Raw genomic sequence first — 13,912 nt, forward strand, 5'->3', positions numbered from 1 at the left:
GCCACGACCGAGCCCACCATCGCGGAGGACGTCGCCGCCACGCCGACGGCGTCCAGCACCATGGCTCCCCAAGCCTTCTCCACGCAGCTCAACGCGGCGAACACCAGCTCACTGCCGGGCCTGTCCACGCCAACGATGATCACCTCGGCCGTCGTGGTCGTGCTGGCCCTGCTGGCCGTGCTCGCGGTGCTCATCGCCAAGTCACGCCGCGGCCCGAGCCTGGCCACCGCCGGAGACGTGGAACCCATGCCCTTCACGCCCGCCCCGGAGCCCGACGAGGACGCCCAGTGGCGGCGGCAACTCCTGGAGACACTGGAGGCCGCCGCCTTCGGCGAACGAGAGGACGAACAGCAGAACCGGCGCCCCGAGAACGGCCCTCCCACGCCCGGCTCAGAACCCGATCCCCGCTGACCGATACGGCCCGGACACCCGAAACGGCCCCTGCCACGCAGGTAGGGGCCGTCTTCGTGAATGCGGCTAGGCCGGCATCTTCTTGTGGGACTGTGCTCTCCGCTCATGGAGAGCAGGCGTCAGGCAACGCCCTGACCTGCGCCAAACGGCAGGCCGAAGCGGGTGCCCTCAGCTCGCTATGTTCACTCCGAGCCTTTCGCGCGCATCCCGAGCCCGGGTGGTGCCTGTGCGAGGCCCCGGAGGAGGACTGCGCCGTAGCGTGGCCGGTCGTGACGAGCCGCTCAGCTCCCACAGCTTCCGTCGCCGACCCGGTCGATGCCGGCTACCGCTACGCCACCCGCCTGGAGGTGCTTGTCCACCAGTTCGGCGAGGGTGACCGATCGCTGCGTCGACAACCTTGCGGGGCCATGCAGATGGGCGTCCGCGATCGGGCCTACGAGCAGCGGGCCATCCAGCACGCCTGCGGTGAACGTCACGCCGGTGAGCCGCTCCGCCAGCGCGAACGCCCGCGCCAGAGCGTTCGGCGCCAGGTCGTCGTACCTGGCCTCCCACTCGTCGTCGCTCTCGGTCGCATCAGGCGGCAGACCGACCTCGCGCATGAGAGGGTCGAGCCGATCCTTGTCGGCGCCATAGCGAGCGTCCGGCGTGAGCAGCTCGAAAGTGGTGACCACGCTGCCGTCGACCGCGTACGCGAAGTGGTCGTCCGCGTATTCATGCCGAGTGACGGCCACGACCTCGGAGCCCACCGACAGCCGGATCAGCCTTTCGTCCATCACCGCCGACCAGCCCATCGGCTCGACGGCCAAACACCAGTCACCCGCAGCCACTACCCCAACGTAACCGCCCCCATCTCCGCCATCCGTCCCCACAAGGAAGTCGCTGACCTCCACGTCCAGCTCGGCGAAGCTCATCTCCTTCTCCTCACCGCAGCCGAAACGCCGCAATACTTCGCCGGGATCCCGCTCGCGGACGAAGAGCACGGTGTAGATCTCGTCGAGGGGGCGGGCCTGTCCCTGTAACCAACGGAACCGGGCGAGCGCATCGGTCGTCATGCCGCCAGATCGTGGCAGCCTCCACCGACAGAAACGTCAGGCAGATCCGCGAAGTCCCCGTGCCGGCCCAGGCATGCGAAACGGCCCCTACCGTGCGGGTAGGGGCCGTTTTCGGTGAATGCGGTCTTAGGCCGACATCTTCTTCTTGAGGTTCTCGTCCAGGGCTGCCAGGAAGTCCTGGGTGGTCAGCCACTTGGCGTCGCCGCCGACCAGGAGGGCGAGGTCCTTGGTCATCTGGCCGCCCTCGACGGTCTCGATGCAGACCTGCTCCAGCTTGCCGGCGAACTCGCTCACCGCGGGGGTGTTGTCGAGCTTGCCGCGGTGGGCCAGGCCGCGCGTCCACGCGAAGATCGAGGCGATCGGGTTGGTGGAGGTGGGCTTGCCCTGCTGGTGCTGGCGGTAGTGGCGGGTCACGGTGCCGTGGGCTGCCTCGGCCTCGACGGTGCGGCCGTCGGGGGTCATCAGCACGGACGTCATGAGACCCAGCGAGCCGAAGCCCTGGGCGACGGTGTCGGACTGGACGTCGCCGTCGTAGTTCTTCGCGGCCCAGACGTAGCCGCCCTCCCACTTCAGCGCCGCGGCGACCATGTCGTCGATGAGGCGGTGCTCGTAGGTCAGACCGGCCTTGTCGAACTCCTCCTTGAACTCGGTCTCGAAGACCTCGGCGAAGATGTCCTTGAAGCGGCCGTCGTACGCCTTGAGGATGGTGTTCTTGGTCGAGAGGTAGACCGGGTAGTTGCGGGCCAGGCCGTAGCGCATCGACGCGCGGGCGAAGTCGCGGATCGACTCGTCCAGGTTGTACATCGCCATCGCGACGCCGCTGCCGGGGAAGTCGTACACGTCGATCTCTACCGGCTCGGAGCCGTCCTTCGGCGTGAACGTCAGCGTGAGGGTGCCCTCGCCGGGGATCTTCAGGTCGGTGGCGCGGTACTGGTCGCCGAAGGCGTGACGGCCGACGACGATCGGCTTGGTCCAGCCCGGGACGAGCCGCGGCACGTTCGACATGATGATCGGCTCACGGAAGATGACACCGCCGAGGATGTTGCGGATGGTCCCGTTGGGGGACTTCCACATCTTCTTGAGACCGAACTCCTCGACACGCGCCTCGTCAGGGGTGATGGTGGCGCACTTCACACCGACGCCGTACTTCTTGATGGCGTTCGCGGCGTCGATGGTGACCTGGTCGTCCGTCGCGTCCCGGTGCTCGATGCCGAGGTCGTAGTACTTCAGGTCAACGTCGAGGTAAGGAAGGATCAGCTGGTCCTTGATGAACTGCCAGATGATCCGGGTCATCTCGTCGCCGTCGAGTTCGACGACCGGACCCTCCACCTTGATCTTGGGCATGCCTATGTTCCCCTTCAATGAATGGATGCGTCGAGGCTATCGGACCGTCCTGTCACCGGGCGAAAAGGGACAGGATGACCGCCTTGAGCTCGTTGTTGTCGAGCAGCAGGGAGGTCATCACCAGCACGAACCCGGCCAGCGACAGCGTGATGACGTCGTTCTTCCTGCTCCTGATGGCGAGCTGACCGCCGTAACCGGCGAAGCGGAGGGCGGCGGCGATCATGATGACGGCACCCAGCGCGAACCCGCCCCAGCGCGGGTTCGCGACGAAGATGGCGAGCACGCCGACGGCCGCACCCGCCAGAATCAGCGGGTACGGCCCCCAGGTCTCGCGCGGCTGGCGTTCGGTCCGTTGGCTCAACGCTCTTCTATCGGCTTCCACTTCTGGTCGGTCTCACCGATGTACTCACTGTCGGGGCGGATCAGCCGGTTGTCGGCGTGCTGCTCGATGACGTGAGCCGTCCAGCCGGACATGCGGCTGATGGAGAAGACCGGCGTGAACAGGTCTGTCGGAATGCCAAGGTAGTGGTAGACGGACGCCGCGTAGAAATCGACGTTCGGATAGAGGCCCTTCGTCTCGAAGACGACCTCCTCCATTTCCTTCGACATCCGGTAATAGGTGTCGTCGCCGCTCGCCTCGCCCAGTTCGGCCGACATGCGGCGCAGGTGGGTGGCGCGCGGGTCCTCGGTCTTGTAGACGCGGTGGCCGAAGCCCATGATCTTCTCGCCGGCCGCGAGCTTGTCGCGCACGGCCTGGGCCACCCCGCCGGACGGGATCGACTCCAGTGTCTTCATGACCTGCTCGTTCGCGCCGCCGTGCAGCGGGCCCTTGAGGGTGCCGATGGCGGCGACGATGGCGGAGTGCATGTCGGACAGCGTGGCGGCGCACACCCGTGCGGCGAACGTGGAGGCGTTCATGGTGTGGTCGGCGTGCAGCACCAGGCACTCGTCGAACATCTCGACCTCGCGCTTGGCAGGCGTGCGGCCGGTGACCTGGAGCAGGAAGTTCGCGGCGATGCTGAGCGACGGGTCGGGGTCGGGAACGCTCCCGCCGGTGCGAGCGGCGTGATAGCGGGCGACCAGCAGAGGTTGCTGCGCGACGAGTCGCGCGGCCTTGCGCAGGTTGGCGTCGGGGGCGATGGAGTCTTTGTCGGGGTCGTCGGCTCCGGCCAGGGAGACCAGCGAGCGCAGCGCCTCCATGGGTTTCTGTTTCTCGGCTATTTCGGCGACGTTCGCGGACACCAGGGCGCCCAGCTCGCGGCCGCGCGCCAGCTCCTCGCCGTAGGCGTCCAGCTCGGCGCGGTTGGGCAGCTTGCCCCGTTGCAGCAGATGTGCGGTCTCCTCGAACGTCGCGCGGCCGGCCAGGTCGTGGATGTCGTATCCACGGTAGAAGAGCCGACCGGCCTTTCCGTCAATGTCGCTCAGCGCGGTGGACGCGGCGACGACATCGGCCAGACCTTTCGTGGGCTTGTCCGCCATGAGTGTTTCCTCCGCTTATCTCCGTCCGAAGTCTACCCGTGAGCAGGCAAAACCGGCCGCAGAGGTCCAGACCAAATTCACGTCGGATTCTCCTTTCGGCAAAGGAGATTCCGCATCCCCTCGGTTGGGTAAGCCGGAGCTGTAGTAATAGTTACGGCGGGCTACCTGGGGAGGAACTGCCGTGGAGGGGCCGTTCATACGCATCGAGGACACTGGAGAGGTGGTCCCGTTGCGCCCCGAGATCACGACGGTCGGGAGGGGCCGGGGCGTCGACATCCGTCTCACCGACCCCAGCGTGTCTCGACTCCATGCCGAGTTCGTCAGACGAGGACCCTACCTGTATGTCGTCGACCTGGGGCTGTCCAGGAACGGCACGCGGGTGAACGGCAGGCCGATCGCCCGGAGGGTGCTCGACGACGGCGACGTCGTGTCCTTCGGCGCGGCGCGGGCTCGCATCGGCGGAGTCCCCCGAGAGGACTTCACCCCCGAGGTCGAGTTGCGCAGGGCCGCCGCCCCCGAGCTGACCAGGCGCGAGGTCGACGTGCTGACCTCGCTCTGCCGGCCGGCGCTGTCGGACGAGGCGTTCGTCGCCCCGGCGACCGCGCGCGAGATCGCCGACGACCTGGTCGTGACCGAGGCCGCGGTCAAGCAGCACCTGCTGCGTCTCTACCAGAAGTTCCGGATCCCGGAGGGCACCAACCGGCGTACGCGGCTGGCCAACGAGGTCGTCGCGCTCGGGCTGGTGCGCCCGACCCCTGTGGTGCCGCCGCAGCGGTCATCAGGGGCCTCCGCCGACCAGGCTTCGCCGGCGGGGCGCAGGGCTTCGTAGGAGAACGCGGCCCACCACAGGGGCCGGATCGCGACCGGTGCTTCGGCGAGGGGTTCCGGCAGCGCCGGACCCCTGTGCCGGGGTCCGGGCCCGGAGCGCACCGGGCCCGGCGACGTACGCGGGCGCAAGCGCGCTCTCAGACCACCCGGAAGCCGCGGCTCGGGGCGCTGGTGCGGTTGGCGCGGTCGACCGCGACCGCGTAGTAACGATGGCCGCTGCCGCCGTCGGGGTCGGTCCACGTGACCTGCTTGCCGCCGGGCACGACCGCGACCAGGTTGCGCGCGTCGGCGAAGGCCTCCCGCGCGGCATCCCGGTCGAACCGGAAGATCGCCATCAGGAACGGTGTCTCGTCACCGGTCGCGACCACCCGTACCTCGGCCCCTGAGGAGCGGCGCAGCGCGTGGGCCAGCACCGGGCGGCGCGGCGGACGGCCGTTCGCCAGCCTGGGCAGCACCGGCGCGAGGGCGGGGCGCTGGTAGTGGTCGTCGACGGCGGTCGAGATGGAGCGGAGCCGGTCGGCCCTGACGTCGTTGGCGTTGTACCAGATGTCGCCGCTGATCTCGGGGTGGTCCCGGTTGAGGGTGAGGTGCCGCGACAGCTCGTTCGTCTGCTGCCACTCGGGCGCCTGGGCGGGGTCACCGGCCTTGTACGCCGCCTGCCCGATCCACAGCAGCGTGTTCGTGCCGGCCGCGACGTCCGACCACCAGGGCACGAGCTTGGAGTAGTCGGCCGGCGGCTGCCCGATGTACCAGTAGAGCTGCGGCGCGATGTAGTCGAGCCAGCCCTTCTTGACCCAGCCGCGGGTGTCGGCGTGCAGGTTGTCGTACGACTGGCCGCCGTTGGTGTCGGAGCCGAGCGGGTCGGTGCCGCGGTTGCGCCAGATGCCCGACGGGCTGATGCCCCACGCGATGCCGGGCTTGGCCTCCAGCACGCGCTGCTGCATCTCCTGGACCATGAGGTCGACGTTGTTGCGCCGCCAGGCGGCGAGGTCCGGGAAGCCGGCGCCGTACTGCGCGTAGGCGGCGCTGTCGTCGAAGGCCGTGGTGTTGACCGGGTAGAAGTAGTCGTCGAAGTGCAGGCCGTCGATGTCGTAGCGGGTGACGGCGTCCATCATCGCGTCCTGGCAGAACTTGCGGACCTCGGGCAGGCCGGGGTTGTAGTACAGCTTGCCGGCGTACGGCACGATCCACTCGGGGTGCTTGCGGCCCGGGTGGTCGGGGTGCAGCTTGGCCGGGTCGCCCTGCATCGAGACGCGGTACGGGTTGAACCAGGCGTGGAAGGCCAGACCGCGCTTGTGCGTCTCCTCCACGGCGAACCCGAGCGGGTCGTAGCCGGGGTCCTGCCCCTGGGTGCCGGTCAGGTACTGCGACCACGGCTCGAACGGCGACGGCCAGAAGGCGTCCGCGGTGGGTCTGATCTGCACGAACACGGAGTTGAGCTTGCGCTGCACGGCCACGTCCAGCCAGGCCAGGTATTCGGCCTTCTGCTGGTCGGCGCTGAGCCCCGTGCGGGAGGGCCAGTTGATGTTGACGACCGAAGCGATCCACATGCCGCGCATCTGACGCAGCGGCGGCACGTACTGCGCCTGGGCGAAAGCGGGCAGCGGGACGGCTGAAGCGGCGGCGGCCAGGGCCAGACCCTTGAAGAGAGTCCTTCTGCTGGGCATGGGGGGTGCCTCTCGGAAGTGGTTGTGTCGAGGGCGACGATGACAGAAAATTACCTTCAGATCAACAACCGTGAAGGAAAATGCCGATGAGCGGTGACCTGTACAGACTGGCGTTGACGGTGCTCCATCCGGGGTTCGACGGAACCTCCGCCCCTGATTGGCTGCGCCGTGCGCTGGGCGAAGGTCTCGGCGGTGTGGTGCTGTTCGCCCGCAACGCCGCCTCGCCGCCGCTCGTCCGGCAGTTGCGTGCCGAGAATCCCGGCGTGGTCGTCGCCATCGACGAGGAGGGCGGCACGGTCACCCGGCTGGAGGTCGCGGCCGGCAGCTCCTTCCCCGGCAACCGGGCGCTGGGCGTGGCGGACGACGTGAAGCTCACCGAGCAGGTCGGCCGGCAGATCGGCCGGATGCTCGCGGAGCTCGACATCACGCTCGACTACGCGCCCTCGGCCGACGTGAACGCCAATCCGGCCAACCCCGTGATCGGCGTCCGGTCGTTCGGGCCCGATCCCGAGCTGGTCGCCCGGCACACCGTGGCGTTCGTCGAGGGCGTTCAGGGCGCGGGCGTGGCGGCCTGCGCCAAGCACTTCCCCGGGCACGGCGACACGGTCACCGACTCCCACCTGGCGCTGCCGACCGTGCACGCCTCGCGGGAGTTGCTGGCCGAGCGCGACCTGCCGCCGTTCCGGGCCGCGATCGGCGCCGGGGTGCGGTCGATCATGTCCGGCCACCTGCTCGTGCCCGCGCTCGATCCGTCGATGCCGGCGACGCTCAGCCGTACCGCGATGACCGAGCTCCTGAGGGGCGAGCTCGGCTTCGACGGGATGCTGGTCACCGACGCGATCGAGATGCGGGCGGTGGCCGCCATGTTCACCCCGGGCGAGATCGCGGTACGTGCGCTGGGCGCGGGCGTGGACGCGATCTGCGTCGGACTCACCACCGAGGACGATCTTCTCGCGATGCGCGACGCGATCGTGGCGGCGGTGCGCGAAGGGGTGCTGCCCGAGGAGCGGCTCGCCGAGGCCGCCGCCCGCGTGCACGCCCTGTCGGCCTGGTACGCCGGCCGCTCCGAGCTGCGTGACAAGGCCCGAGACGACGTGGACGAGGGCGTGGGCCTGCGCGCCGCCCGCGCCGCGCTGACCGCGACCGGCACCGGCCGGCTCGACCGGGCGCCGCTCGTGGTCGAGGTCAACACCCGCTTCAGCCAGGCCGTGGACCCGGCCACGCCGACCGGCATCACGGCCGCGCTCGCCACGCTGCTGCCGGACACCGCCCGGGTGAAGCTGGAGCCGGGGGGCGAGCTGCCGGCGTTCGACGAGCGACCGGTGGTGCTCGTCGTGCACGACGCCGCCCGGCACGCCTGGGTGCGCGACACCGTGGCGCGAGCGCTCGCGCGCCGGCCGGACGCGATCATCGTGGACACCGGCATCCCGGCGCCGCCGCAGGACGCGACCCACATCACCGATCCCGTCACCGATCCCGTCACCGATCACGTCGCCACCCACGTCGCCACCCATGGCGTCTCCCGGGTGTCGGCGCAGGCCGCAGCGGAATGGATGATCCGGTGACCGCCGAACCCGCGAACCCCGTCGCCGCCGTACGCGCTCTGATGCCCTCGCTCACGCCGGCGGCCAAGTCGATCGCCCGGCTCATCCTGGACGACCCCGGGCTGGTCGTGCGGAGCACGATCACCGAGTTCAGCGCGGCGTCCGGGACGAGCGAGGCGACGGTCGTCCGCACGGCGCGGGCGCTCGGCTTCACCGGGTACTCGCAGCTGCGTTTCGCGCTGGCCGCGGCCGTCGCCAAGGAGCCCGAACGCCTCGTCCCCGGTGATCTCGGGCCGGACGACCCGCTCACGGACGTGATCGCCAAGGTGGCGCGGGCCGAGGCGGAGGCGCTCGCCGACACCGCCGCCCAGCTCGACCCCGATCAGCTCGGCGAGGTGGTGGAGGCCATCTCGGATGCGCGGCGGGTGGACGTGTACGGGGTGGCCGCCTCGGGGCTGGTGGCGTGCGACATGTCGCAGAAGCTGTTGCGGATCGGGCTGTCCAGTCATCCGTTCAGCGACGCCCACCTGGCGTTGACCAGCGCCGCGCTGCTCCGGAAGGGGGACGTGGCGGTCGCGATCAGCTGCGGCGGTGAGACGCCGGACGTGCTCGTCCCGGCCCGTACGGCCGCCGAGGGCGGGGCGCTGGTGGTGGCGATCACCAACAACCCCCGGTCGTCGCTGGCGGGGCTGGCCCACCACACGCTGGTGTCGGCGGGGCGGGAGACGGCGTTCCGCCCGGGGGCGCTGGCCAGCCGGATCAGCCAGCTGCTCATCGTGGACTGCATCTTCGTCGGGCTGGCGCAGCGGCGTTACGACACGGCCGAAGCCGCCATCCGCGCCACCCGCCACGCCACCGACCGCTACCGCAACCGCTGACGTCGCGGTGCGCGGCGGCCCCGCCATCCGCTTCCAGTACCTGGGCATCCCCACGCTGGACGACCGGCTGGACACCGACTCGATCGCCCGGCTGGTCGGCGTCCCCGTGGTCGACCGGGAGATCCTCGAGCTCACCTGGCAGCACTACCTCGGCGGAACCTCCACCGTGGACGGCAAGGACGGCATGCGGTACGCGGCGCCCGCCCGTGCCGAGGACCTGTCCGCGTTGCCTTCCGCCTTCGTCGCCGTGAACGAACTCGATCCGCTGCGGGACGAGGCCATCGACTACGCGCAGCGCCTGATGAAGGCGGGCGTCAGCGTCGAGCTGTGCGTGTACGCCGGCACCGTGCACGGCACGTTCCTGTCCCCGGGACCAAGGCGGCTCGGCGCATGTTCGCCGACCTGGTCGGCGCGCTCCGCAGGGCGCTCGCGCTCAACTGATCACGTGCCCGCGCGGAAGCTCGCGCGGTGTCCAGGCACGTACGGAAGGCGAGCGGCATCTCCACGCCTCCGCCAACCCGTACGCCCCCGCGCCGCCGAAGACCTGACCGGCACCTCGAAACCCAGCAGCACGGACCGGCCCCGCAGGCCTCGACACCACGCCGGTGCGTGGCGCGTTACGCGCGCCCGGTCACCCGCGCTGCAGGCGTTCGGCTGCCTCGACCACGTTGGACAGCAGCAGGGCCCGGGTCATGGGGCCGACGCCGCCCGGGTTGGGCGTGAGGAACCCGGCGACCTCCTCCACGTCGGGCGCGACGTCACCGGCGATCTTGCCGTCGACCCGGGAGACCCCGACGTCGAGCACGGCCGCCCCGGGCTTCACCATGTCGCGCTTGATCAGCTCGGGCACCCCGGCCGCCGCCACCACGATGTCGGCGCGGCGTACGTGCGAGGCCAGATCCTGGGTGCCGGTGTGGCAGAGGGTCACCGTGGCGTTCTCGCTGCGGCGGGTCAGCAGCAGCCCCAGCGAGCGGCCCACCGTGATGCCGCGCCCGACCACGACCACGTCAGCGCCCTTGATCGGCACGCCGTACTCCTGGAGAAGCAGGACGATGCCGTGCGGCGTGCACGGAAGCGGCGCGTCGACCATGTGGACGAGGCGGCCGAGGTTGACCGGGTGGAGGCCGTCGGCGTCCTTCGCCGGGTCGATGCGCTCCAGCAGCGCCATCGTGTCGAGCTGCTTCGGCAGCGGGAGCTGGACGATGTAGCCGGTGCACGCCGGCGAGGCGTTGAGCTCGTCGATGGCCGCCTCGACGTCGGCCTGAGCGGCGGTGGCCGGCAGGTCGACGCGGATGGAGGCGATGCCGACCTCGGCGCAGTCGCGGTGCTTGCCGGCGACGTAGATCTGGCTGCCGGGGTCGTCGCCCACGAGCACGGTGCCGAGCCCGGGTGTGATGCCGCGTTCCTTGAGCGCGGCCACCCGCTTCTTGAGGTCTGCCTTGATCTTTGCGGCGGTCGCCTTGCCATCGAGTTTCACTGCGCTCATGCCGCAATCCTTCCATGCCTGCTCACGACTTCCGCACGCGCCCGCCACGTTGTCCACAGCCGTCGCGCCGCCGCCCCGGGTTATCCACAGCCGATTCCTGACATCGTTGTCAGGCAGGTTGGCAGGGCTTATGTTTGGGGCGCCGGCACCGATTGCCTGGAGGTTCCCCCTTGTCTGTCCGCCTGTTGTCCGCAGAGTCGACCGACCTGTTCGTGGGCTCCCGTGACGAGCCGCGTCAAGTCCTGCGCGTGACGGTCGCGCGGGGAGAGCGCGACGAGCCGCTCGAGGTGCGCGGCGAGGGCGTGCGCCTGGCCGAGCCGCTGACCGTCCCGGCCGCCGCCGAGGGGGTGGTCGAGGTCCCCCTGGCCGTGTCGGCGCCACCGGGCACGACTGTGCCGTGCCTGCTCACCCTGGGCGAGGAGCGGTTGGAAACAGCGGTCACCGCCGAGGAGCCGGGCTGGACGATGTTCATGGTGTCCCACTTCCACTACGACCCGGTGTGGTGGAACACCCAGGCCGCCTACACCAGCCCATGGGAGCTGCTGTCCGGCGACGCCACGACCAGGCCGCTGTGGGAGCGCAACGCGTTCGCGCTGGTCGAGGCTCACATCGACTTGGCCCTGCGCGACCCCGACTACCGCTTCGTGCTGGCCGAGGTCGACTATCTCAAGCCGTTCTTCGACACCCACCCCGAGCGCCGGGCCGACCTGCGCGCCCTCATGACCGAGGGCCGCGCCGAGCTGGTCGGCGGCACGTACAACGAGCCCAACACCAACCTGACCGGCGCCGAGACCACCATCCGCAACATCGTCTACGGCATCGGCTACCAGCGCGACATCCTCGGCGGCGACCCGCGCACGGCGTGGCAGCTCGACGCGTTCGGCCACGACCCGCAGTTCCCCGGCTACCTCGCGGCGGCCGGGCTGACCGGCAGCGCGTGGGCGCGGGGGCCGTTCCACCAGTGGGGTCCCATCAGCAAAAACTTCAAGCAGGCGAAGAACGACGCCGCGCTGATGCAGTTCCCCAGCGAGTTCGAGTGGATCTCGCCGTCCGGGCAGGGCGTGCTGACCCATTACATGCCGGCCCACTATTCGGCGGGCTGGTGGATGGACTCCTCACCGTCCCTGGAGGCGGCCTGCGAGGCGGTCTACGACCTCTACCGCTCGCTCAAGCCCGTCGCCGCGACGAAGAACGTCCTGCTCCCGGTCGGCACCGACTACACCCCTCCCAACAAATGGATCACCGACGTCCATCGCACGTGGGCCTCCCGCTACGTCTGGCCCCGGTTCGTCTGCGCCACGCCGCGCGACTTCCTCGACGCCGTACGCGCCGAGCGGGTGGCCTTCAGCCCCCAGACCCGCGACATGAACCCGGTCTACACCGGCAAAGACGTCTCCTACATCGACACCAAGCAGGCCCAGCGGGCTGCCGAGGTGGCGGCGCTCGACGCCGAGCGCCTGTCGGCGTTCGCGTCCGTGCTGGGTCTGGGGCGATACCCGCACGCGGCGCTCGACAAGGTGTGGCGGCAGCTCGCGTACGGCGCCCACCACGACGCGATCACCGGCTCCGAGTCCGACCAGGTCTACATCGACCTGCTGACGGGCTGGCGGGAGGCCCACGACCTGGCCGCGACGGCTCGTGACAACGCACTCGACGCGCTGACCGGCCAGATCGCCCTCGACGGCCGCAGCGTCGTGGTGACCAACACGCTGCCGTTCGCCCGCGACGGCCTGGTCAGCGTGCCGCTTCCGGCGGGGCGGACGGTGGCCGACCTGTCGGGTGCGCCGGTCCCCGCCGTCGCGGAAGACGGCACCCTCACGTTCGTGGCGCGTGACGTGCCCTCGATGGGGTGGCGCTCCTACCGCGTCGTCCCGGGCTCGCCGGAGCCGTGGCAGCCGGCCCCGCTCTCGCGGACGCCGCTCGTCACCATCGCGAACGACCGCTGGCAGGTCACCGCCGACCCGGCCCGTGGCGGCGCGCTCGTCTCGATCCACGATCGAGCCGCCGACCGCGAGGTTCTCACCGGCCTCGGCAACGAGTTGCGCCTCTACGACGAATACCCGCAACATCCCGACATGGGCGAGGGCCCTTGGCACCTCATCCCGTCCGGCCGCGTCGTCGGCTCCGCCGAGGCCCGGGCGCTTACCGTCATCGCCGAGACGAGCCCGATCGGCCGGCGGTTGACCGTCACCGGCGGGGTCGGCGAGATCGCCTACGAGCAGACCGTCACCCTGCTGACCGGCTCCGACCGCATCGACTTCACCACCCGCGTGCTCGACCACACCGGCGCCGACCGCCTGCTGCGGGTGCGCTTCCCGGCCCGCGTGGAGGGGGCGCTGCCGGTGTCCGACGTGGCCGGGGCGGTCGTGGGCCGCGGCTTCGCGCTGCCCGACGTCGACACCGCCGAACACCCGTGGACTCTCGACAACCCGGCCAACACCTGGTTCGGGCTGTCCGCGACCGCGCGGGTCGACCTGGGCGAGGCGGGCGCGCGGGCGCTCGGCGTGGCCGAGGTGGTCGTGCCCGCTCTCGACGACGCCCCGCAGGCCCGCGACCTGGTGGTGGCGCTGGCCCGCGCGGGCGTGACCGCCACCACCTCCTCCGCCGACGGCACCCGGTACGGCTGGCTCGACGTCGACTCCAACCTCCCCGACGTACGCATCGTCCTGGGCGGTCCCGACACCAACCCGGTGGCCGCCGAGTTGCTCGACCGGGCCGACGACGCCTACCTGGAGGCGCTGAAGTCGGGCGCCGCCCGCGTCTGGGTGCCCGCCGAGCGTCCGTTGCCCGAGGTCTGGCAGCCGAGCGCCGACCTGCGCGACCTGCGAGCCCTCCCCGCCCTGATCGTCACCGATCCCGCCGACCTGGTGGCCGACCTGTCCGACGCGGTCATCGAGGCCGTGTGCCCGCTCGGCGAGGAGGTCCTGGAAGACCGCACGGTCGCGCTGCTGACGTACGGGCTGCCCGGTTTCGCGGTCGATCCTTCGGGCGCGCTCCACCTGTCTCTCATGCGGTCGTGCACCGGCTGGCCCTCGGGCATCTGGCTCGACCCACCCCACCGCGCCGCTCCGGACGGCTCAGCCTTCCAGCTCCAACACTGGACCCACGAGTTCTCCTACTCCTTGGTGTCCGGCGACGGCGACTGGCGCACGCTCCGCCTGCCCGCCACGGCCCAGGAACACATCACCCCGCTCCTGCCCCGCCTCGTGGAGGACGCCCAGCC

11 protein-coding genes and 1 pseudogene are annotated in these 13,912 nt (G+C 70.5%); 6 read left to right on the top strand and 6 right to left on the bottom strand.

Annotated features, from left to right (window positions below):
- Positions 1 to 411, top strand: a 411-nt coding sequence (locus E1286_RS48480; RefSeq protein ID WP_165970132.1) for a hypothetical protein, incomplete at its 5' end; no start/stop codon positions are given.
- A gap of 281 nt (positions 412 to 692) precedes the next feature.
- Here E1286_RS48480 and E1286_RS40145 read toward each other — a convergent pair.
- The 4 genes from E1286_RS40145 to E1286_RS40160 form a co-directional block, all read right to left on the bottom strand.
- Positions 693 to 1,463, bottom strand: coding sequence for a DUF6461 domain-containing protein (locus E1286_RS40145; protein ID WP_187368292.1), 771 nt, complete (start codon positions 1,461 to 1,463; stop codon positions 693 to 695).
- A 126-nt stretch (positions 1,464 to 1,589) separates the two neighbouring features.
- On the bottom strand, positions 1,590 to 2,807 hold the full coding sequence (locus E1286_RS40150) for an NADP-dependent isocitrate dehydrogenase (protein ID WP_132621438.1): 1,218 nt from the start codon (positions 2,805 to 2,807) through the stop codon (positions 1,590 to 1,592).
- Positions 2,808 to 2,859: 52 nt separating this feature from the next.
- The gene (locus tag E1286_RS40155) at positions 2,860 to 3,168 is read right to left on the bottom strand and encodes a DUF3017 domain-containing protein (RefSeq protein WP_165970133.1); all 309 of its coding nucleotides are present in this window, start codon (positions 3,166 to 3,168) and stop codon (positions 2,860 to 2,862) included.
- Entirely contained in the window at positions 3,165 to 4,286 is a 1,122-nt protein-coding gene (locus tag E1286_RS40160; RefSeq protein WP_132621442.1) for a citrate/2-methylcitrate synthase, read from the bottom strand. The genes E1286_RS40155 and E1286_RS40160 overlap by 4 nt, the downstream gene beginning before the upstream one ends.
- Positions 4,287 to 4,467: 181 nt before the next feature.
- Between E1286_RS40160 and E1286_RS40165 the strand changes: the two genes are divergently transcribed.
- A complete protein-coding gene (locus E1286_RS40165) occupies positions 4,468 to 5,115 on the top strand; it encodes an FHA domain-containing protein (protein ID WP_132621444.1) in 648 nt (215 codons plus the stop codon).
- Between the two features lie 136 nt (positions 5,116 to 5,251).
- On the opposite strand, the gene E1286_RS40170 is transcribed toward E1286_RS40165, so the two are convergent.
- On the bottom strand, positions 5,252 to 6,781 hold the full coding sequence (locus E1286_RS40170) for a glycoside hydrolase family 10-like protein (protein WP_132621446.1): 1,530 nt from the start codon (positions 6,779 to 6,781) through the stop codon (positions 5,252 to 5,254).
- 86 nt (positions 6,782 to 6,867) lie between these two features.
- Between E1286_RS40170 and E1286_RS40175 the strand changes: the two genes are divergently transcribed.
- The 3 genes and pseudogenes from E1286_RS40175 to E1286_RS52255 form a co-directional block, all read left to right on the top strand.
- On the top strand, positions 6,868 to 8,346 hold the full coding sequence (locus tag E1286_RS40175) for a glycoside hydrolase family 3 protein (RefSeq protein WP_132621448.1): 1,479 nt from the start codon (positions 6,868 to 6,870) through the stop codon (positions 8,344 to 8,346).
- Positions 8,343 to 9,203 (top strand): MurR/RpiR family transcriptional regulator, encoded by an 861-nt coding sequence (locus tag E1286_RS40180; protein ID WP_246075571.1) that lies wholly within the window; start codon positions 8,343 to 8,345, stop codon positions 9,201 to 9,203. Before E1286_RS40175 ends, E1286_RS40180 begins: the two co-directional genes overlap by 4 nt.
- A gap of 7 nt (positions 9,204 to 9,210) precedes the next feature.
- A pseudogene (locus tag E1286_RS52255) lies at positions 9,211 to 9,504 on the top strand (alpha/beta hydrolase fold domain-containing protein); the annotation flags it as partial.
- Between the two features lie 330 nt (positions 9,505 to 9,834).
- Here the strand turns inward: E1286_RS52255 and E1286_RS40190 are convergent.
- Positions 9,835 to 10,689 carry a bifunctional methylenetetrahydrofolate dehydrogenase/methenyltetrahydrofolate cyclohydrolase gene (locus E1286_RS40190; RefSeq protein WP_132621452.1) on the bottom strand — a complete coding sequence of 285 codons (855 nt, stop codon included), beginning with the start codon at positions 10,687 to 10,689 and terminating at the stop codon, positions 9,835 to 9,837.
- Between the two features lie 170 nt (positions 10,690 to 10,859).
- On the opposite strand from E1286_RS40190, the gene E1286_RS40195 reads away from it, so the two are divergent.
- The coding region (locus tag E1286_RS40195; RefSeq protein WP_132621454.1) for a glycoside hydrolase family 38 N-terminal domain-containing protein at positions 10,860 to 13,912 on the top strand (3,053 nt) is incomplete at its 3' end.

Source organism: Nonomuraea terrae (genome assembly GCF_004348995.1).
GTDB classification, from domain to species: Bacteria; Actinomycetota; Actinomycetes; order Streptosporangiales; family Streptosporangiaceae; genus Nonomuraea; species Nonomuraea terrae.

Coding starts and splice junctions, on each gene's coding strand:
- E1286_RS40145 (WP_187368292.1), bottom strand. CDS start 1,463: ATGACGACCGATGCGCTCGCCCGGTTCCGTTGGTTACAGGGACAGGCC.
- E1286_RS40150 (WP_132621438.1), bottom strand. CDS start 2,807: ATGCCCAAGATCAAGGTGGAGGGTCCGGTCGTCGAACTCGACGGCGAC.
- E1286_RS40160 (WP_132621442.1), bottom strand. CDS start 4,286: ATGGCGGACAAGCCCACGAAAGGTCTGGCCGATGTCGTCGCCGCGTCC.
- E1286_RS40170 (WP_132621446.1), bottom strand. CDS start 6,781: ATGCCCAGCAGAAGGACTCTCTTCAAGGGTCTGGCCCTGGCCGCCGCC.
- E1286_RS40175 (WP_132621448.1), top strand. CDS start 6,868: ATGAGCGGTGACCTGTACAGACTGGCGTTGACGGTGCTCCATCCGGGG.
- E1286_RS40190 (WP_132621452.1), bottom strand. CDS start 10,689: ATGAGCGCAGTGAAACTCGATGGCAAGGCGACCGCCGCAAAGATCAAG.